Source organism: Pseudomonas sp. Au-Pse12 (genome assembly GCF_021341665.1).
In the GTDB taxonomy this organism is placed as follows: Bacteria; Pseudomonadota; Gammaproteobacteria; order Pseudomonadales; family Pseudomonadaceae; genus Aquipseudomonas.
Map to the genome: position 1 here is coordinate 351,282 of NZ_JAJTTH010000001.1, position 18,637 is coordinate 369,918.

General features: G+C 65.6%; 17 protein-coding genes. 8 read left to right on the plus strand and 9 right to left on the minus strand.

Annotated elements, in window-relative coordinates:
* Positions 1–72 precede the first annotated feature (72 nt).
* The 6 genes from LXM55_RS01585 to LXM55_RS01610 all read right to left on the minus strand — a co-directional run bounded on the left by LXM55_RS01585 (position 73) and on the right by LXM55_RS01610 (position 6,498).
* Positions 73–423 (minus strand): DUF2493 domain-containing protein, encoded by a 351-nt coding sequence (locus LXM55_RS01585; RefSeq protein ID WP_233317979.1) that lies wholly within the window; start codon positions 421–423, stop codon positions 73–75.
* On the minus strand, positions 411–2,102 hold the full coding sequence (locus tag LXM55_RS01590; RefSeq protein WP_233317981.1) for a Na/Pi cotransporter family protein: 1,692 nt from the start codon (positions 2,100–2,102) through the stop codon (positions 411–413). Before LXM55_RS01590 ends, LXM55_RS01585 begins: the two co-directional genes overlap by 13 nt.
* Positions 2,103–2,129: 27 nt before the next feature.
* A complete protein-coding gene (locus LXM55_RS01595) occupies positions 2,130–2,330 on the minus strand; it encodes a hypothetical protein (protein WP_233317984.1) in 201 nt (66 codons plus the stop codon).
* A 123-nt stretch (positions 2,331–2,453) separates the two neighbouring features.
* A complete protein-coding gene (mgtA, locus tag LXM55_RS01600; protein WP_233317987.1) occupies positions 2,454–5,165 on the minus strand; it encodes a magnesium-translocating P-type ATPase in 2,712 nt (903 codons plus the stop codon).
* A 283-nt stretch (positions 5,166–5,448) separates the two neighbouring features.
* A complete protein-coding gene (locus tag LXM55_RS01605) occupies positions 5,449–5,739 on the minus strand; it encodes a hypothetical protein (protein ID WP_233317989.1) in 291 nt (96 codons plus the stop codon).
* 408 nt (positions 5,740–6,147) lie between these two features.
* The gene (locus LXM55_RS01610; protein ID WP_233317991.1) at positions 6,148–6,498 is read right to left on the minus strand and encodes a hypothetical protein; all 351 of its coding nucleotides are present in this window, start codon (positions 6,496–6,498) and stop codon (positions 6,148–6,150) included.
* 556 nt (positions 6,499–7,054) lie between these two features.
* Here LXM55_RS01610 and ltnD point away from each other — a divergent pair.
* The 6 genes from ltnD to LXM55_RS01640 all read left to right on the plus strand — a co-directional run bounded on the left by ltnD (position 7,055) and on the right by LXM55_RS01640 (position 13,487).
* The gene (ltnD, locus tag LXM55_RS01615) at positions 7,055–7,960 is read left to right on the plus strand and encodes an L-threonate dehydrogenase (RefSeq protein ID WP_233317994.1); all 906 of its coding nucleotides are present in this window, start codon (positions 7,055–7,057) and stop codon (positions 7,958–7,960) included.
* Positions 7,961–7,970: 10 nt separating this feature from the next.
* Positions 7,971–9,263 (plus strand): 3-oxo-tetronate kinase, encoded by a 1,293-nt coding sequence (otnK, locus tag LXM55_RS01620; protein WP_233317997.1) that lies wholly within the window; start codon positions 7,971–7,973, stop codon positions 9,261–9,263.
* Positions 9,260–9,898 carry a 3-oxo-tetronate 4-phosphate decarboxylase gene (gene otnC, locus LXM55_RS01625; protein ID WP_233318000.1) on the plus strand — a complete coding sequence of 213 codons (639 nt, stop codon included), beginning with the start codon at positions 9,260–9,262 and terminating at the stop codon, positions 9,896–9,898. The genes otnK and otnC overlap by 4 nt, the downstream gene beginning before the upstream one ends.
* Before the next feature lie 186 nt (positions 9,899–10,084).
* Complete coding sequence (locus tag LXM55_RS01630) at positions 10,085–11,548, plus strand: GntT/GntP/DsdX family permease (protein WP_233318002.1); 1,464 nt, start codon at positions 10,085–10,087, stop codon at positions 11,546–11,548.
* A gap of 21 nt (positions 11,549–11,569) precedes the next feature.
* Complete coding sequence (otnI, locus tag LXM55_RS01635; protein WP_233318004.1) at positions 11,570–12,352, plus strand: 2-oxo-tetronate isomerase; 783 nt, start codon at positions 11,570–11,572, stop codon at positions 12,350–12,352.
* A gap of 67 nt (positions 12,353–12,419) precedes the next feature.
* Positions 12,420–13,487, plus strand: coding sequence for an alpha/beta fold hydrolase (locus tag LXM55_RS01640; protein WP_233318007.1), 1,068 nt, complete (start codon positions 12,420–12,422; stop codon positions 13,485–13,487).
* Positions 13,488–13,666: 179 nt separating this feature from the next.
* Here the strand turns inward: LXM55_RS01640 and LXM55_RS01645 are convergent, their stop codons facing one another.
* The 3 genes from LXM55_RS01645 to LXM55_RS01655 form a co-directional block, all read right to left on the minus strand.
* Positions 13,667–14,479: a DeoR/GlpR family DNA-binding transcription regulator gene (locus LXM55_RS01645; RefSeq protein WP_233318010.1), complete on the minus strand. Its 813-nt coding sequence runs from the start codon at positions 14,477–14,479 to the stop codon at positions 13,667–13,669.
* Between the two features lie 107 nt (positions 14,480–14,586).
* Entirely contained in the window at positions 14,587–15,177 is a 591-nt protein-coding gene (locus LXM55_RS01650; protein ID WP_233318012.1) for a hypothetical protein, read from the minus strand.
* A 6-nt stretch (positions 15,178–15,183) separates the two neighbouring features.
* Positions 15,184–15,921 (minus strand): substrate-binding periplasmic protein, encoded by a 738-nt coding sequence (locus LXM55_RS01655; protein WP_233318013.1) that lies wholly within the window; start codon positions 15,919–15,921, stop codon positions 15,184–15,186.
* Between the two features lie 175 nt (positions 15,922–16,096).
* Here LXM55_RS01655 and LXM55_RS01660 point away from each other — a divergent pair, with 175 nt between their 5' ends.
* Positions 16,097–17,131: a lysozyme inhibitor LprI family protein gene (locus tag LXM55_RS01660; protein ID WP_233318014.1), complete on the plus strand. Its 1,035-nt coding sequence runs from the start codon at positions 16,097–16,099 to the stop codon at positions 17,129–17,131.
* Between the two features lie 275 nt (positions 17,132–17,406).
* Entirely contained in the window at positions 17,407–18,603 is a 1,197-nt protein-coding gene (gene fabV, locus LXM55_RS01665; RefSeq protein WP_110595542.1) for an enoyl-ACP reductase FabV, read from the plus strand.
* The last annotated feature ends 34 nt before the right edge of the window (positions 18,604–18,637 follow it).

The window sequence follows — 18,637 nt, forward strand, 5'->3', positions numbered from 1 at the left end:
GTCTCGTTCTGGGTTGGGGCGCCGGGGCATCTGGCGTGCTTGCCGGCGCGGTGGGTGGCGGCTTGGGTGGGCTTAGTGTTCGGCCAGCGACAGCACCTGGACCCCCAGGGCCCGGGCCTGGGCCAGCAGTTCCTCGGTGTCTTCCCCGCCCGGCAGGGCGAGGACGATGTCCGGGCGGCTGTCGGCCAGCATGAAAGCGTTGCGCAAGCGTTCGGCGTGTTTGCCGTGGCGTTGCCAGTTGGGCGGGTAGCGGACCAGGTCGGCGCCGATGTTCCGGGCCCAGTCCTCGATCTGGGCCCCGAGGAACTGGCTGCCGCCGTGGATCACTACGCGGACCTCGCGCAGGCGCTGGAAGGCGTCGAGCACCTGCCGGCACAGGCGCTCGTCGGCGTAGTAGCGGCCGGCGCAGATCAGGACGCGCATGCGGCGTTCTCCTTGTCCGCGGCCGCAGGCAGCGGCTCGCTCAGGTAGCCGTGCTCGATGTCGCGTTCACCCGCGCGTTCCAGGGCCGGGTAGGCCAGGGCCGCGATGTGGTGGTGAACCCGCCGGTAGTCGCGCAGCAGGCGCTGGAAAATGTCCCCGGACTCGGCCCAGGCGCTTCTGTCTTCGCGCAGTTTGCGAAAGTGCTCGCGACTGGCGGCGGCTTCCAGGCGTCGCACCTGTTCCTTGCGCGCCACCAGCTGGTGGGCGGTGGTCAGGTCTTCGCGCAGGAACACGGTGATCGCCAGGCTCAGGCTGTCGAGCAATTCCTGGTGCAGCGGATACAGGGTGCCCAGCTCGAACCCGGAGAACGGTTCGCCACGGCGCAGGCGCCGCGCCGCCAGTTGCGCCAGGCTGGTGGAAAGAATGTCGCCGGCGTGTTCCAGGTTGATCACCAGCAGCAGGATCTCCTGGGAGCGGTCGGCATCCTGGTCGCTGATGCCTTCCTTGCCGATGTCCGCCAGGTAGGCGCGAATCGCCGCGCTGAGCAGGTCCAGGGACTGGTCGATTTGCCGCACCTGATCGGCGTTGGCCTGGTTGGCGGTGCGAAACAGCTGCAGCACCCGGTCGAGCATGTTCGAGAGCATGTCGGCCATGCGCAGGGCCTCGCGGGCGGCGTTGGCCAGGCCAATGTTGGCCACTTCCAGCCCGGCTTCGTCGAGGTACAGCGGCATGCCCGGGTCGGTCACCGGGGCCGGGGCGGGCAGCAGCCGGGCCAGCAGCTTGGCCATGGGCCCGGTCAGGCCGATGAACAGCAACGCCAGCACCAGGCTGAAGGCGCTGTGCAGGGCCACCACCAGCAGCGCCGGAGGCAGTGCCTGGATGAAGTGCCACTGGCTCAGGGCGGTGATCCAGGGCATCAGCAACGCCGCCCCCGACAGGCGCACCAGCAGGTTGCCCAGGGGCAGGCGCCGGGCCACGTTGCCGTGGGCGCTGAGCAGCGAGGGCAGGGTGCCGCCGAGGTTGACCCCGAGCACCAGCGCCATGCTGGTGGCCGGCGACAGCAGCCCGGTGGCGGCCAGCGAAGCAATCAGCAGCACCACGGCGACGCTGGAGTGGCACATCCAGGTCAGCAGCAGCGCCACCAGCAGGGCCAGCAACAGGTCGCCGTCGAGGCTGGTCATCACCAGCTGGAACACCGGGGTGTCTTCCACCGCCCCCAGGGTGGCGCCGAGCGTGCCCAGGGCCAGCAGCATCAGGCCCAGGCCGATCAGCGCGCAGCCGATGCTTTCGAAGCGCGAGTCGTCGCGCAGGCGAAAGCACAGGAAACCCGCCAGCAGCGCCACCGGGGCCGCCAGCGACAGGTCCAGGCTGAGCAGCTGGACCACCAGGGTCGAGCCGATGTTGGCCCCCAGCATCACCGCCAGCGCCGGGGCCAGGCCCAGGGTGCCGGCGGCGGTGAAGGAGCTGGCCATCAGGCTCACCGCGGTGCTGCTTTGCAGCACGCCGGTGATGCCGACGCCGCACAGCAGCGCCAGCCAGCGGTTGTTCAGGTGTTGCCCCAGCCAGTGCCGCAGCGGGCTGCCGAAGCCGCGCAGCAGTGATCCGGAAATCATCTGCGAGCCCCAGAGCAGCAGGGCGATGGCCCCGGCCAGGTTGATCAGAAGTGTGGTGCCCGACATGAGGATTCTCCCGGGACGGTGACAGGTTCAGGCGATCGCCACGCGCAGCGAGGCGCGGGTGATGGCGGCGCTGAAACCCAGCAGGAAACGCATTTCAACGGCGCTCAGCAGGCCCCGCACATAGAGGCGGATGCTCCAGCGGGTGAGCAGCCTGGCGCAGGCGCACAGGCCGCGGACCAGCAGGGCCTGGAGGCCGCGTTGCAACAGCGAAAATGGCTTGAGATACATGGCGATGCTCCTTTCGGGCGAACCGCGTCGCCGTCGGCGTGGCGCTGGCCGCGCCGACGGTGGCATCGTTGCTTGGCTGTATCGGGCGCGACCGCCGCTGGGCGGCCGCGCGGGCTCAGGCCCTTAGAACCACTGCTTGAAGCGGCGGATGTACAGGGTCTTCATGGTCTGGGCGACCACGCAGTAGCTGAGCAGGGTACCCACCAGCCAAGGGAAGTATTCCCACGGCAGCGGCACCAGGCCGACCATGCTACCCAGTGGAGAGAAGGGCACGTAGATCCCCAGCGCCATCACCAGCCCCGTGGCCAGCATTACCGGCAGGGCGGCGGTGCTCTGGATGAACGGGATCTTGCGGGTGCGCAGCATGTGCACCACCAGGGTCTGCGAGAGCAGGCCTTCGATGAACCAGCCGGACTGGAACAGGGCGGCCATTTCCACGCTGTTGGCGGCGAACACGTACCACATCAGGGCGAAGGTGGTGATGTCGAAGATCGACGAGGTCGGCCCGATCCACAGCATGAAACGCCCGATGTTGTTGGCATCCCACTTGCGCGGCTTGGCCAGGTATTCCTTGTCCATCTTGTCCCACGGCAGCGCCAGCTGGGAGAAGTCGTACATCAGGTTCTGCAGCAGCAGGTGGATCGCCAGCATCGGCAGGAACGGGATGAAGGCACTGGCCACCAGCACCGAGAACACGTTGCCGAAGTTGGAGCTGGCGGTCATGTTCAGGTACTTCATGATGTTGCCGAAGGTTTCGCGGCCCTTGATCACCCCTTCCTCCAGCACCATCAGGCTCTTTTCCAGGAGGATGATGTCCGCCGATTCCTTGGCGATGTCGGTGCCGCTGTCCACCGAGATGCCGACGTCGGCATCGCGCAGCGCCGGGGCGTCGTTGATCCCGTCGCCAAGAAAGCCGACGGTGTGGCCGTTGGCCTGCAGCGCCTTGAGCACCCGGGATTTTTGCAGCGGAGTGAGCTTGGCGAACACCGTGCGCTCTTCCACCAGGCGCCCGAGCACCTGGTCGTCCATGCGTTCAATGTCGCGACCCAGCAGCGGCTCGCCCACTTCCAGGCCGACTTCGCGGCAGATCTTCGCGGTGACGATGGGGTTGTCGCCGGTCAGTACCTTCACCGTCACGCCGTTGTCGCGCAGGGCGGCAATCGCCGGGCCGGCGGTTTCCTTGGGCGGATCGAGGAAGGTCAGGAAGCCTTCGATCACCAGCTCGCGTTCGTCAGTGGCGCTGTACTGGTTCTTGATCTGGTCCCGGGCGATGTCGCGAGTGCCCACCAGCAGCACGCGGAAACCGTCGCGGTTGTAGTCTTCGGCCAGTTGCAGCAGTTCGGCGCGCAGGGCGGCGTCGAGGGTGTGGGCGACCCCGTTCTTGCGCACCCGGGTGGCGGTGTCGAGCATTTCTTCCACCGCGCCCTTGCACACCAGCAGGTGGTGGCCACGGGCGTCGGCGAGGATCACCGACAGGCGCCGACGGACGAAGTCGAACGGCAGTTCATCGACCTTGCGCCAGGCGGCGGGCGGGGTGAAGTGCGGGTTTTCCTCGGCGAAGCTGACCACCGCGCGGTCCATCAGGTTCTTCATGCCGCTCTGGTGGTAGCTGTTGAGCCAGGCCAGTTGCAGCACTTCATCGCAGCGGCTGCCGCTGATGTCGACGTGATGTTCGAGGATGATCCGGTCCTGGGTCAGGGTGCCGGTCTTGTCGGTGCACAGCACGTCCATGGCGCCGAAGTTCTGGATCGCGTTGAGGCGCTTGACCACCACCTTGCGCTTGGCCATGGCCGCGGCGCCCTTGGCCAGGTTGGCGCTGACGATCATCGGCAGCATTTCCGGGGTCAGGCCCACGGCCACGGCGAGGGCGAACATGAAGGCTTCGGCCCAGTCACCCTTGGTGAAGCCGTTGATCAGCAGGACCACGGGCACCATCACCAGCATGAAGCGGATCAGCAGCCAGCTGACGCTGTTGACCCCACGGTCGAAGGCGGTTTGCGAACGCGAGCCGACAATCGAGCGCGCCAGGGAGCCGAAGTAGGTGCGCGAACCGGTGGCCACCACCACGGCCGTGGCGGTGCCGCTGACCACGTTGGTGCCCATGAAGCAGATGTTCGGCAGGTCCAGCAGGTCCTGCTGGTCGGCGGCCTGGGCGTTGGCGGATTTTTCCTGGACGGCGCCCAGGGTGTCGTATTTCTCCACCGGCAGGGCTTCGCCGGTGAGCACCGCTTGGCTGATGAACAGGTCGCGCGATTCGATCAGGCGGATGTCGGCGGGGATCATGTCGCCGGCGGACAGCTGGATGATGTCGCCCACCACCAGGTCGCGCATCGGCACTTCACGGACCCGGGCCTGCATGCCCATCTGTTCGCGGCGCAGCACCGCGGCGGTGGTCCGCACCATGGCCTTGAGGGCCTCGGCGGCCTTGGCCGAGCGATGTTCCTGCCAGAAGCGCATCAGGCCGCTGGCCAGCACCATCACCAGGACGATGATCACGCCGGTGAGATCAGTTTCTTCACCGGCTTGCAGCGGCAGCCAGAAGTCGGTGAAGAAACTGATACCGGTGAGGGTCATCAGCACATAGATGAAGGGGTTGTTGAAGGCCTGGAGCAATTGCACCAGGGCGTGTGGTGGTCGGTCGTGCGCCACCTCGTTGTGGCCGTCCCGTTGCAGGCGGCCCTCGGCGTCCAGTTCAGTGAGGCCGGCGGTGCTGGAATTGACGTTGGCCAGGGTGACGGCCAGGCCGTTCTGGGCTTCGCGGGCGGCACGCATCGACAGTTTGTGGCTGTCGCTGCTGGCGCTGGTGTTGCGGGAAGTTGTGGTTTTTACAGTCATGGTCTGTGCTCCTGCCGCCTGCTTGCGGCACGACACAGCAACACTCAACTAATTAAAGACGAGCGAAAACATGTCGAGCCGCAGGTTAGCGATCGATTTTGATCTTGGCGTTTTTCAGGTTTTAACGTTCGCTGCCCAAACAATGAAGTTGTATGGGCAGCGAACCTACTACTGGCCTCTTCCATAACTTTCTCCAGTTATCTTGTTAACTAACAGGCAATAGCGCGCCGTTGAACTTCGCAATGGAAAGTTCGTTTGCAAACAACGGAAAGTTACCGTCGATTCAGGCTTGGCTGCGCGCCCCGAGGTACAGGCCGAAGATCAGTCCGGCTTGCTGCAAGAGCAGGGCTGCGCCCCGACTCTGCGGGTCCTGGCTGTCTTCGAAGCTCCAGCGTTGCTGCAACTGCCCGGTCATCGGGCAGACGCGCCAATTGGCTCGCAGGGCGGCCTGGGGAGTGGATGCGGCGCAAGAGAATGGCGAGCGCGCCAGTGCCTTGGGCTCGCGGCACAGCCGGACCCGCATGGTGGCGGCGAAGGCGCGAACGCCTGGCATTACAGAGGAAGTGAAGTGCATAACATTTGCCTCGAGACCGGACTGGTTCCGGGGAGGCAAGTTACGTTGGAGCGTCAAGCCCTAGCGCAGCTTACCCGACCGCGGAGTCGAGTCCCGTCATTTTCAGGGTTAAGTGCCTGGCTCTGCGCAGCGGCAGTGACCAGACAGCGTCTAGATACTGTGTCCATTGGCTTCTTTAGTGAGTTAAACAAAGGGCCGTAATTACCGGCCCGCGCAATTTACTCAGGGGGCTTGCTGGAGTCAAGGCTAAATTGCCTCGATTGAATGATCAGCGTCGAAGTTTCAGGTGGGGTTCAGCTAAGGAGGCGATATGCGGTGTTACAAGGGGCATATATATAAGTGCCCTAACAAAAAAGTGCCCATGACAGATGGGGATATCACGGGCACTGAATATAACGATGGGGATTATCAGTTCAGCAAGTGCCGGGAGATATCCTTGTAGGTCGCGCTGTCGGTGGCCGCCATCAACTGCCGGCCATCTTTCAGCGTGCCGATGAAGGTCACTTCGTTTTCCGTGCCCGCCATCAGATAGCCCGCGATTGCGCCTACCGGCCCCAGTAACATGGCGCCGGCCACGCCATAGCCAAACGCATCCTTGTTGGCGACGGGGCTTTCAGTGGCGATCTCCAGGCTCTTGAAGGCCGATGCCTTGACCTCGACACCTGCGCTGTTGAATACCGTCTTGAGCCTGAAGGTGCCGTGCCGGTACTCACCGGCGCCTTGCAGAAAATCGCCCGATAGAACTTCGATCTTTGCCATGTTGAATCATCCTTATCCAAGCATAACCAGATGGGCCATTGAGCCCCTGGTCATGGGGGGCGTCAACGGGGTTGCGATGAAGGGTGCTACCGCCAGTCAGCAGCCCTCCCTCGTTCATTCAGCGTCGGCCAGAGCACTGCGGGCCATGCTGATCCAGATCAGGGCTGTGAATGGTTGTAGCAGCCCGTCGGGCACCGGTCGTCGGCTTCCGACCAGTGGCCAGGGGTGGCAGGCGGCTACCTGTGATGTTAAATAATGTTAAATTGAAAAACAGCTTCACATAATCTGTTCATTGGTGGATGATCGTCCGCAGCCAAAGCTCAACCTGATAACAACAGCAACAGGATGGCCACGATGATCGATTTGCCTCTGCTTTCCATCGCTCCCGCTCAGGGGGCCATCCGGTGCGCCCACGCCTGGCGTGCGGGCGCGGCGCCTGTTGCCGCGTGTTCACTTTCGTTTGCCGGGTCCGCTGCCCGGGTTTCCCTGTCTTCCAAGGTTGCTGCCCGTCGCCTCGCTGGCGCGGCCCGGCCGTGGTCTTTCACTGGAGTCCCCCATGAATAACAACAATGTCGGTGTCATTGGTCTTGGCGCCATGGGCCTGGGCATCGCCCGCTCGTTGCTGCGTGCAGGCTTCAAGGTCCATGCCTGTGACGTGCGTAGCGAAGTCACCGCGCAGTTCGCCCGTGAAGGCGGCGTGGCCTGTGCCTCGGCTGCGCAATTGGCCGCTGAGTGCGAGGTGATCATCACCGTGGTGGTGAATGCCGAGCAGACTGAAAGCGTGCTGTTTGGCGAGGGCGGGGCGGTGGCGGCATTGCGCCCCGGCAGCCTGGTGATCGGTTGCGCCACCGTGGCCCCGACCTACGCGGTGGAACTGGGCCAGCGCCTGGAAGCCCTGGGCTTGCTGTACCTGGATGCACCGATTTCCGGGGGCGCGGCCAAGGCCGCCGCCGGCGAGATGACCATGATGACCTCCGGCCCGGCCGCTGCTTACGCCAAGGCCGAGGCGATCCTCGCCGGCATGGCCGGCAAGGTCTATCGCCTGGGGGATGCCCATGGCCTGGGCTCCAAGGTCAAGATCATCAACCAGTTGCTGGCCGGGGTGCACATTGCCGCCTCCGCCGAAGCCATGGCCCTGGGCCTGCGCGAAGGGGTGGACGCCGATGCCCTGTACGAGGTGATCACCCACAGCGCCGGCAATTCGTGGATGTTCGAGAACCGCGTGCCGCATATCCTCAAGGCCGACTACACGCCGCTGTCCGCGGTGGACATCTTCGTCAAGGACCTCGGGTTGGTGCTGGATACCGCCCGCGCCAGCAAATTCCCGCTGCCGCTGTCGGCCACCGCGCACCAGATGTTCATGCAGGCCTCCAGCGCCGGTTTCGGCCGCGAGGACGACTCGGCGGTGATCAAGATCTTCCCGGGCATCGAGTTGCCCGTGGCCAAGCCTGATGCCGAGTAAGGAGCCCGTGATGACCCTGTCCACTCCACGCCCGTTGCTGGGCTGCATCGCCGATGACTTCACCGGCGCCACCGATCTGGCCAACATGCTGGTGCGCGGCGGCATGCGCACTGTGCAGAGCATTGGCATTCCCAGCACCGAAGTGGCCGCCGGGCTGGATGCCGATGCCGTGGTGATCGCCCTGAAATCCCGCACCACGCCGGTGGGCGAGGCCGTGGCCGAATCCCTGGCGGCCCTGCAATGGCTGCGGGAGCAGGGCTGCGAACAGATCTTCTTCAAGTACTGCTCGACGTTCGACTCCACCGCGGCGGGCAACATTGGCCAGGTCAGCGAGGCCTTGCTCAAGGCCCTGGGCAGCGATTTCACCCTGGCCTGCCCGGCGTTCCCGGAGAACGGCCGGACGATTTTCCGTGGCCACCTGTTCGTCCAGGACCAGCTGCTCAACGAGTCCGGCATGCAGCATCACCCGCTGACGCCGATGACCGACGCCAACCTGGTGCGGGTGCTGCAGGCGCAGACTGTGCTGCCGGTGGGCCTGCTGCGCTACGACAGCGTCGCCCAGGGCGTGGACGCGGTGCGGGCGAAGATCGCCGAACTGCGGCAGAAGGGCGTCGCCATGGCGATTGCCGATGCGCTGTCCGATGCCGACCTCTATACCCTCGGCGCCGCCTGCGCCGACCTGCCGCTGTTGACCGGCGGCTCCGGGCTGGCCCTGGGCCTGCCGGAGAACTTCCGCCGCGCCGGCAAGCTGCGTGATCTCGACGCCGCCAACCTGCCACAGGTGGCCGGTGGCGAAGTGGTGCTGGCCGGCAGTGCCTCGGCGGCCACCAATGCCCAGGTCGACGCCTGGCTGGAAGCCGAGCGCCCGGCGTGGCGCATCGACCCCCTGGCCCTGGCGGCCGGTGAACCGGTGGTGGCCCAGGCCCTGGCCTTTGTCCGCGAGCAGCAGGACACCGTGCTGATCTACGCCACCAGCACCCCGGAGCAGGTCAAGGCGGTACAGCGCCAGTTGGGCGTGGAGCGCGCCGGGGCCCTGGTGGAGAACGCCCTGGGCGAGATTGCCCGGGGCCTGCGCGACAACGGCGTGCGACGCTTTGTGGTGGCCGGTGGCGAAACCTCCGGCGCGGTGGTCAAGGCCCTGGACGTGCGGCTGTTGCAGATCGGTGCGCAGATCGACCCCGGGGTGCCGGCCACGGTCAGCAGCGGCGGCGAGCCCCTGGCCCTGGCGCTGAAATCCGGCAACTTCGGCGGCCGTGACTTTTTCAGCAAGGCCCTGCGCCAACTGGCCGGAGGTCAGCCATGAGCCGGGAAAGCGCTCTGCGCGAAGAAATCTGCGACGTCGGCCGCAGCCTCTATCAGCGTGGCTACACCGTGGGCAGCGCCGGCAACATCAGCGCGCGGCTCGACGATGGCTGGCTGATCACCCCGACCGACGTCTGCCTCGGGCGCCTCGATCCGGCGGCCATCGCCAAGGTCAATCTGGCGGGGGAGTGGGTCAGCGGCGACAAGCCATCCAAGACCCTGGCCCTGCATCGTCAGGTGTATGACCGCAATCCGGGCGTGGGTGGGGTGGTGCACACCCATTCCACACACCTGGTGGCACTGACCCTGGCCGGGGTCTGGCGCGACGACGACATTCTGCCGCCGCTGACCCCGTACCAGGTGATGAAGGTCGGGCACATCCCGTTGATCGGCTACCAGCGCCCGGGTTCGCCCAAGGTTGCCGAGCAGGTGGCGCAGCTGGCCAACCGGGTGCGCGGGGTGATGCTCGAACGCCTCGGCCCGGTGGTCTGGGAAAGCAGCGTGTCCAAGGCCAGCTACGCCCTGGAGGAGCTGGAGGAAACCGCGCGCCTGTGGTTGCTCACCCAGCCGCGCCCGGCGCCTCTGGATCAGGCCGCGCTGGATGAACTACGGGACGCTTTCGGCGCCGCCTGGTAAACGCAGCACGACTGCCAACGCTTGATGCAAGCCTGCCCCCGGGAGCCTTGAAACGGCTCTCGTGGGGAGCGGCTTGCCGTTAAAAACAATAACAACAGGACTTCCCGAGATGAATGACTGCATTGGCTTTACGGGTTCCAGCGTCACCTGCCACACCGGCCAGCCACTCTGCGGAGGGCTTGCCCGATGAGCCCGCTGATTCTGATGATCACCGCCGGGGCCGGTATCGCCCTGCTGCTGTTTCTGGTGCTCAAGTACAAGTTCCAGCCCTTTGTCGCGCTGATGCTGGTGAGCATCCTGGTGGCGCTGGTGGCCGGGGTGAAACCGGCGGAGCTGGTGGCCACCATCGAAGGCGGCATGGGCAAGACCCTTGGCCACATCGCCATCATCATCGCCCTGGGCGCCATGATCGGCCGCATCATCGAGCTGTCCGGCGGTGCCGAGGCCCTGGCCAAGACCCTGATCGAACGCTTCGGCAACCGTCGCACGCCCCTGGCGCTGACTATGGCCGGGTTCATCATCGGCGTGCCGGTGTTCTTCGAAGTCGGGGTGATCATCCTTATGCCGCTGGCCTACGGCGTGGCCCGCAGTGCGCGCAAGCCGCTGCTGGTGTTCGCCTTGCCGATGTGCGCCGCGCTGCTCACCGTGCACGCCTTCCTGCCGCCCCATCCGGGCGCGGTGGCGGCGGCCAGCCAACTGGGGGCGGACCTGGGCCGGGTGCTGATGTTCGGCCTGCCGCTGACCGCGCTGCTGTGCTATGTCGGCTACCGCGTGGCGGGGCGCATGACCCGGCGCAACTATCCGATGACCGACGATATTCGCGCCGAAGTCTATGGCCCGCACGTCACCAATGAAGACCTCGCGGCCTGGAACAACGGCGCCGAACAGCCGGCCAGCCCGCAAGCGGTGGCGGCGGTGGCCCACATGGGCCTGGAGGAATCCACCGGCAGCCTGGCGGCGAAACTGCCGCCGGCGCCACCACCGGGGTTCGGCCTGATCGTCAGCCTGATCCTGCTGCCCATCGTGCTGATCCTGCTGGGCACCCTGGCCACCTCGCTGCTGCCGGTGGAATCCACCCTGCGCGGGGTGCTCACCGTACTCGGCGCGCCGTTGGTGGCGCTGCTGCTGGACACCTTGCTGTGTGCCTGGCTGCTGGGTTCGCGCCGTGGCTGGAGCCGCAATCAGGTGTCCGATGTGATTGGCTCGGCGCTGCCCGGGGTGGCCATGGTGATCCTGATTGCCGGGGCCGGCGGGGTGTTCGGCAAGGTCCTGGTGGACACCGGGATCGGCGCGGTGGTCTCCGACCTGCTGCGCACCACCGGCCTGCCGGTCCTGGCCCTGGGCTTTTTGCTGACCATGCTGCTGCGCGCGGTGCAGGGCTCCACCACCGTGGCCCTGGTGACCACGGCCGGGATCATCGCGCCGCTGATCGCCACCCTCAACCTGAGCCCCAACCACATGGCCCTGCTGTGCCTGGCCATGGGCGGTGGCGGGCTGGCGATGTCCCATATCAACGACGCCGGGTACTGGATCTTCACCAAGCTGGCCGGGCTCAACGTCGCGGACGGCCTGCGTACCTGGACCCTGATCACCACCTTGCTCGGCACCTTGGGGTTCTGTATTACCCTGCTGATCTGGCCGTTTGTCTGACCCTTTGTCCCAGGAGTTCCCATGCCTCGTTTTGCTGCCAACCTCAGCATGCTCTACCCGGAACAGGCCTTTCTCGAGCGTTTCGCCGCCGCTGCGGCAGACGGCTTCACCGCCGTGGAGTACCTGTTTCCCTACGACTACAGCCCCGCGCAACTGAAACAGCGCCTGGACGATCACGGCCTGCAGCAGGCCCTGTTCAATGCGCCGCCCGGTGATTGGGCGGCGGGGGAGCGCGGCATCGTCTCCCTGCCCGGGCGCGAGCAGGAGTTCCGCCAGGGTTTCGACAAGGCCCTGGAATACGCCGCGGTGCTGGGCAATTCGCGGATCCACGTGATGGCCGGCCTGCTGCCGGCGGAAAGCGACCGCGCCCGGCACCACGCGGTGTACCTGGAAAACCTGGCCCACGCTGCAGCACAGGCGGCCAAGGCCGGAGTCACGGTGCTGCTGGAACCGATCAACACCCGCGACATGCCGGGGTTCTTCCTCAACCGCCAGGACCAGGCCCAGGCCATCTGCAAGGAAGTGGGCGCGGCCAACCTCAAGGTGCAGTTCGACTGCTACCACTGCCAGATCGTCGAAGGCGACCTGGCGGTAAAACTGCGCCGCGACCTGGCCGGCATCGGCCATATCCAGATCGCCGGGGTGCCGGATCGTCACGAGCCGGATCTTGGCGAGCTGAACTATCCCTACCTGTTCCAATTGATGGACGAGCTCGGCTATGACGGCTGGGTCGGTTGCGAATACCGCCCGCGTGGCGACACCTCTGCCGGCCTGCAATGGCTGCGCGACTGGCAGGCGCGCTAAGCGTTCGCCGCCCCTGGCGCCAAGCGCGCCGGGGCCCTCCGATAACAACAAGCACAGGAGTTTTTCCATGCAGCGTCTTGCCTGCCGGGCCGCGCTCGGCCTGATTTTGTCCCTGGGCGGTATGTCCCTGGCCGCAGCCGCGAGCTTGCCGCCGGCCACCGAGGGTGATTGGGTCGCCCCGCAGTTCACCTTCCACAACGGCGAACAGCTGGCCAACCTGAAACTGCACTACATCACCCTGGGGGACCCGAAGCACCCGGCGATCCTCTACCTGCACGGCACCTACCGGCCGGCCAGCGACCTGCTGAGCAAGGATTTTGGCGGTGAACTGTTCGGCCCGGGGCAGCCTCTGGACGCGAGCAAGTACTACATCATTGCCACCGACGGCATTGGCGTCGGCCAGTCGAGCAAGCCTTCCGATGGCCTGCGCGCGCGGTTTCCCCAGTACAACTACGACGACATGGTCCAGGCCCAGTACCGGCTGGTCACCGAAGGGCTGGGGGTCAAGCACCTGCGGCTGATCATCGGCAATTCCATGGGCGGCATGCAGACCTGGCTCTGGGGCCAGAAATGGCCGCAGATGATGGACGCCCTGGTGCCCATGGCTTCCCAGCCCGGGGAAATGTCCTCGCGCAACTGGATGATGCGCCGCCTGCTGGTGGAGTCGATCAAGCAGGACCCGGCCTGGGAGCAGGGCAACTACCGGCAACAGCCGCCGTCCCTGCGCCTGGCCAACGCGCTGTTCGCCACCGGTACCAGCGGCGGCACCCTGGCCTATCAGGCCCTGGCGCCGACCCGGGCCCAGGCCGACCAATTGGTGGAGGAGCGCCTCAAGGCCAGCCAGAGCGCCGATGCCAATGACTTCATCTACCAGTGGCAATCTTCGGCGGACTACAACGCCGCGCCGGGGCTGGGAAAGATCCAGGCACCAGTGCTGGTGATCAACGCCGCGGATGACGAGCGCAACCCGCCGGAAACCGGCACCCTGCAAGCGGCGCTCAAGCAAGTGCAAGATGCCCGCCTGCTGTTGATTCCCGCCAGCGCCGAAACCCGTGGGCATGGCACCACCGGCATGGCCCGGTTCTACGCCCGCGAACTGGGGCAGTTCATGGCCGAAACCGAGAAAAAACGCTAGCGGCCATGCACGCTCTTGGTGGTGAGGGAGCTTGCTCCCGCTGGGTGGCGCAGCCGCCCCAAACCCGGACGGCGCAACCTTTCAGGTGTTGAGGGGCATCAGGCATTGCGTCTGCTGCGCAGCCGCGCGGGAGCGAGCGCCCTCGACACGGATTGCACGTGTTGAGGCTTACCGCTGACTCAGGATTGTGCCGGCAGGAGCAACTCGACCCCGTGCTTGCGAATCCCGTCCGCCGCCGCAGGGGTCAGCGCCGCATCGCTGATGATGATGTCGAACTGCTCCAGATCGGCGATCTTGTACATGCCGAAGGTGCCGTACTTGGAGCTGCTGGCCACCAGCACCACCTGGGTCGCCGATTGCATCGCCACCTGCTTGACCTCGACCTTCAACGCCGACGGCGTGGTGATGCCTCGGCGCAGGTCCCAGGAGCTGGTGGAGATAAAGGCCACGTCGGTGACCACCTGGCGCAGGGTGGCCACCGCCAGCCCGCCGACACAGGAATGGTTGGAGTGGTCCAACTGCCCGCCGGTATGGATCACCGTGACCTGGGGTGCATCCATCAAGGCTTGGGCCACGCCGAAATCGTTGGTGATCACGGTCATCCCCGACAGCGCCTTGATGTACGGCACGATCTCCAGGGTGCTGGTGCCGGCGTCCAGGTAGACCGTCATGTCCGCATGCAACAGGCCCGCCGCGAGCTTGGCCATGGCCTGCTTCTGCGGCAGTTCCACCACCGCCTTGGACTGATGGCTGGGCTCGCTGTGCAACTGGCTGGCGATGCGCACGCCGCCGGTCACCGAATGGGCGCGGCCTTCCTGTTCCAGCAGGGCGATATCCCGGCGCACGGTCATGTGCGAGCAGTCGAACATCTCCATCAACTGATGCACGCTGAGCACCTGATGCTTGCGCAACTGGCGCAGGATCTGCTCGCGGCGCTGCTCGGGAATCATTGGCGCGCCGCTGTCGCTGGCAAGGTCCTTGGGGGTAGGCATTGAAGCTCCGGTTTGGCGGGTCGGCAAAGGCAGAAAACGGCACGCCATAGTAGCGAATGTAGCTGCTGTGGACGAGATTTAGTGCCGTGCGCGCGTCAGAAAGCGCCTCACGGTAGCAGCAGTCGCTTGAGCAGGCGGATCAGCGGTTGGCGTGCCTTGCGGCGCTTGAAAGCCCCGGGAATGTGCAGCAGGAAGCTGCGCCAGGGATAGCCGCCGGGATCGCGTTGCGTTGATTCCAGATAGTCATGCAGGGCCAGCGCCGATTCGCGGTTGAAAGCCCAGAGCATCTGGCCTTTGTAGACCACGGAAAAATAGGCTTCGCTCGGCCAGTTGAGCGCGTGACGCGCCGAGTAGTGGCAGTGCTCGCAGTGCAGCGAGCCCAGGTCCAGGCCGTGATCGCGGTACCAGTAGGGTGAGCGCTGCCAGTGGCTGGCAAGGTAGCCTTCGGGCAACGGGCCCAGGCTCTGCCGTGGGTCGCCATGCAGGCCGGGAAAGTACAGGGCGTAGTGACGGTAGTGCCCGCAACTGTCCTGGTCCCGCCAGTACTCCAGCCGCGCATGCTCCTGGAAAAAGGGCAGGTCGACCTTGCGTTCGATGGGCCGGGCCACGATGAACTCGAAGCGTGCCTGGGCCGCGCATTGCGGGCAGTTGAGCGCCAACTGGTGGGGCATGGGGCGCCAGGGGGCAAGGCCGGTCATGGCGGTTCAATCCACCTGCGAGGCCGTGCGGTCGATATGCCAGCGCTGCATGAGCTGGCGCAGGCTGCCATCGCGCTTCATGCCATCCAGCGCCCGCTGCCAGCGGGCCACCTGGGCCGCGTCGACCTTGGGCGAGAAGGCGATGTAGGCGTCCTGGTGCATCAGTGGCATCTGGTAGCGCAACTGATCGAAGGCCAGGCCTTCTTCGGCGGCGAAGGTGCTGACGCTCATGGTGTCGGCCACCACGTATTGCACGCGGCCGACGTGCAGCAGGCGCATCATGATTTCCGGGCTGTCGACACCCCATAGGTTGTCCAGGCCCTGTTGCTTGAGGTAGCTGTACACCAGCCACCTGCGTGGCACGGCAATCTGCCCTTGGGTCTGGTGCAGGTCGGTGACCGCCGGGCTGTCGCCGTTGCGGGTATAGAGCGCGGTCTCGGTGCGCATCAGCGGGCCCACCCACTGGTAGCGCGATTCGCGCTCGGCGGTGCGCAAGATGGTGAACACTGCGGTGTCGTCATCGCTTGCGGCGTCGCGCAGGGCGCGCAGCATCGGCCGCAGCTGGACCTGCACCGTGTCGCCGCTGCGTTGTGCCAGGGCCTCCACGACATCGACGCCGAAGCCCGTCATGCGTTCACCCTGCTGGAAGTGCAGCGGCGGGTGGTTGTCGGTCAGCATGCGCAATTCGCCAGCATGGGCGGTGAGGCTCAGCAGCGGCAAGAGTGCCTGCAGCATCCATTTCATGCAGTGGCCTTGGGGGGATAAAACGCAGAGCTTAGTACGACTCGTCGCCGCCTGTCGCGCTAAAACTACGGGCTCTGTCACGTGCTTTACCGGGCCGTGCCGGGGTGATTTTGTCGTCGGCAGATCGCTGCGCCGCAGGTATCCTGGCGCGGCCTTTGTTGAATGGAATCTGCCCATGTTCACCCCTCTTGTTCATCCTCTGCGAGCCAGTGGCTTGCTGCTGGCGCTCCTGGCCTGTGGCCAGGGCGCCCAGGCCAGCAGTTTCGACTGCGCCAAGGCCGCCAGTGCCAGTGAAAAGGCCATTTGCGCCGACGCCTACACCGCCGGGCTGGACAGCCGGCTGGGCAAAGCCTGGACGGCCGCCCTGGCCGAGGCCAAGGACCCCAAGGCACTGCGCCTGGGCCAGCGTGAATGGCTCAAGGAGCGCGACCAGTGCCAGGCCGACCTGGGCTGCCTGCGCAGCCAATACCTGAGCCGGCTGATGGTGCTGCGCTATGTGAACATCCCGTTCAGCTGGCAGGGCACCTGGCAGCGGGTCTCGGTCAGCCCGTTCTATGGCGGTGAGCTGGTGATCCGGCGCAGCGGCGAGGATCGTCTGAGCTTCGACCTGTCGGCCATGGGCGGTGCCAATTCCGGTGCGCTCGCGGGCAAGCTGCAGCTCAAGGGCGGCGAAGCCCGCTACGGCGTCGAGGGCTGCAAGCTGCGCTTCACCCCGCGCAACGGCCTGTTGCAGGTGACCCAGGAGGGCGATTCCTATGCCTGCGGCGCCGGCTCGGGGGTGTATTACGACGGGCTCTACGTGGCCTCCCGGCAAATCCTGGAGAACCCGTACGACCTGCTGTCCACCGCGCTGGTGCGCACCGAGGAGGAAGACCAGCGAGCCCGGAAGCTGCTGCAAAAGGATTACCAGACCCTGCTCGACAGCGGCTCGGTGTTCTCCCAGGAGACCTCGGCCGAGCTCAAGGGCGCCGAGGTCACCGACATGTGGTTGCGGGGGCTGGCCAATACCAATGCGGCGATTTTCGTGCGCGGTGCCCAGGGGCAGCTGTGGGTCGCGCTGCTGGCGGTGGTGGGCCCCACGGATGAGTTGCGGGTGCGCTACTACACCACCGAGCCCGAGTGGAAGCAGCGCCTGCCGGACGTGCTGTTGAACTGGTACGCAGCACGCCGCAGTGAGGGCAGGCAGCTGCCTCTGGACATGATGCCCTGAGGCAGCGGTGGCCCCGGCCCGCCCACGGTGGGAGGAGCGGGGCGCAGAAATTTCGCCGGGCGGATGCACAAGCCTGCCGGTGCAGCTGCTAGAGTCTCGGCCCTGGCCGCCTGGATGTCGGCCCGAGGGTGCAGGCACAGGGCGCCAAGCCTCGGCCTGCCGGGCAAATTCCATCAGTTGGTGACGCGAAGCCATTGTGAGCGTCTACGACCTTAGCAAGTGACACTGCCGCCGCCGTTACCGGCGCCTGGCACATTGAAATTGGGAGATTGTGAATGGTCATCAAACCCCGCGTTCGCGGCTTTATCTGTGTGACGACCCATCCGGTGGGTTGCGAAGCCAACGTCAAGCAACAGATCGATTACGTCACCCAGCAGGGCGCCATCGACGCAGGGCCGAAGAACGTACTGGTCCTCGGCGCCTCCACCGGCTACGGCCTGGCCGCGCGGATCACCGCCGCCTTTGGTTGCGGTGCCAACACCCTGGGCGTGTTCTTCGAACGCGGCAGCGTTGACGGCAAGCTGGGCACCGCCGGCTGGTACAACACCGCGGCATTCCACAAGTTCGCCGAAGAAAAGGGCCTGTACGCCAAGAGCATCAACGGCGACGCCTTCTCCGATGCGGTCAAGGCCGAAACCATCGAGACCATCAAGCGCGACCTGGGCAAGATCGACCTGGTGGTCTACAGCCTGGCCGCCCCGCGCCGCACCCACCCCAAGACCGGTGAAGTGCTGAGCTCGACCCTCAAGCCGCTGGGCAAGTCCGTGACCCTGCGCGGTGTCGACACCGACAAGGAAATCGTCAAGGAAACCACCCTGCAGCCGGCGACCCAGGAAGAGATCGACGGCACCGTGGCGGTGATGGGCGGCGAAGACTGGCAGATGTGGATCGACGCCCTGCACGAAGCCGGTGTCCTGGCTGAAGGTGCGAAAACCACCGCCTTCACCTACCTGGGCGAGAAGCTGACCCACGATATCTACTGGAACGGTTCGATTGGCGAAGCCAAGAAGGACCTGGACCAGAAAGTCATCGGCATGCGCCAGCAACTGGCCGACCTGGGCGGCGACGCTCGCGTTTCGGTGCTCAAGGCCGTGGTGACCCAGGCCAGCTCGGCGATCCCGATCATGCCGCTGTACCTGTCGCTGCTGTTCAAGGTGATGAAGGAGCAGGGCAGCCACGAAGGTTGCATCGAGCAGGTCTACGGCCTGTACAAGGACAGCCTGTACAACAGCGAGCCGGTGATCGACCAGGAAGGCCGCCTGCGCGCCGACTACAAGGAGCTGCAACCGCAGGTCCAGGACCGGGTCAAGCAGCTGTGGGACCAGGTGACCAGCGAGAACCTCTACGAAATGACTGATTTCGTCGGTTACAAGCAAGAGTTCCTGCGCCTGTTCGGTTTCGAGATCGAAGGGGTCGACTACGAAGCCGACGTCGATCCGGACGTGAAGATCAGCAACCTGATCCAGCTGTAATCCTGACGTAGCGTTTCACTGCAACGCCCCTCAA

Bases quoted from the DNA above. Each gene is read 5' to 3' on its own strand.
- LXM55_RS01585 (WP_233317979.1), bottom strand. From the start codon at position 423: ATGCGCGTCCTGATCTGCGCCGGCCGCTACTACGCCGACGAGCGCCTG.
- LXM55_RS01590 (WP_233317981.1), bottom strand. From the start codon at position 2,102: ATGTCGGGCACCACACTTCTGATCAACCTGGCCGGGGCCATCGCCCTG.
- LXM55_RS01595 (WP_233317984.1), bottom strand. From the start codon at position 2,330: ATGTATCTCAAGCCATTTTCGCTGTTGCAACGCGGCCTCCAGGCCCTG.
- mgtA (WP_233317987.1), bottom strand. From the start codon at position 5,165: ATGACTGTAAAAACCACAACTTCCCGCAACACCAGCGCCAGCAGCGAC.
- LXM55_RS01605 (WP_233317989.1), bottom strand. From the start codon at position 5,739: ATGCACTTCACTTCCTCTGTAATGCCAGGCGTTCGCGCCTTCGCCGCC.
- LXM55_RS01610 (WP_233317991.1), bottom strand. From the start codon at position 6,498: ATGGCAAAGATCGAAGTTCTATCGGGCGATTTTCTGCAAGGCGCCGGT.
- ltnD (WP_233317994.1), top strand. From the start codon at position 7,055: ATGAATAACAACAATGTCGGTGTCATTGGTCTTGGCGCCATGGGCCTG.
- otnK (WP_233317997.1), top strand. From the start codon at position 7,971: ATGACCCTGTCCACTCCACGCCCGTTGCTGGGCTGCATCGCCGATGAC.
- otnC (WP_233318000.1), top strand. From the start codon at position 9,260: ATGAGCCGGGAAAGCGCTCTGCGCGAAGAAATCTGCGACGTCGGCCGC.
- LXM55_RS01630 (WP_233318002.1), top strand. From the start codon at position 10,085: ATGAGCCCGCTGATTCTGATGATCACCGCCGGGGCCGGTATCGCCCTG.
- otnI (WP_233318004.1), top strand. From the start codon at position 11,570: ATGCCTCGTTTTGCTGCCAACCTCAGCATGCTCTACCCGGAACAGGCC.
- LXM55_RS01640 (WP_233318007.1), top strand. From the start codon at position 12,420: ATGCAGCGTCTTGCCTGCCGGGCCGCGCTCGGCCTGATTTTGTCCCTG.
- LXM55_RS01645 (WP_233318010.1), bottom strand. From the start codon at position 14,479: ATGCCTACCCCCAAGGACCTTGCCAGCGACAGCGGCGCGCCAATGATT.
- LXM55_RS01650 (WP_233318012.1), bottom strand. From the start codon at position 15,177: ATGACCGGCCTTGCCCCCTGGCGCCCCATGCCCCACCAGTTGGCGCTC.
- LXM55_RS01655 (WP_233318013.1), bottom strand. From the start codon at position 15,921: ATGAAATGGATGCTGCAGGCACTCTTGCCGCTGCTGAGCCTCACCGCC.
- LXM55_RS01660 (WP_233318014.1), top strand. From the start codon at position 16,097: ATGTTCACCCCTCTTGTTCATCCTCTGCGAGCCAGTGGCTTGCTGCTG.
- fabV (WP_110595542.1), top strand. From the start codon at position 17,407: ATGGTCATCAAACCCCGCGTTCGCGGCTTTATCTGTGTGACGACCCAT.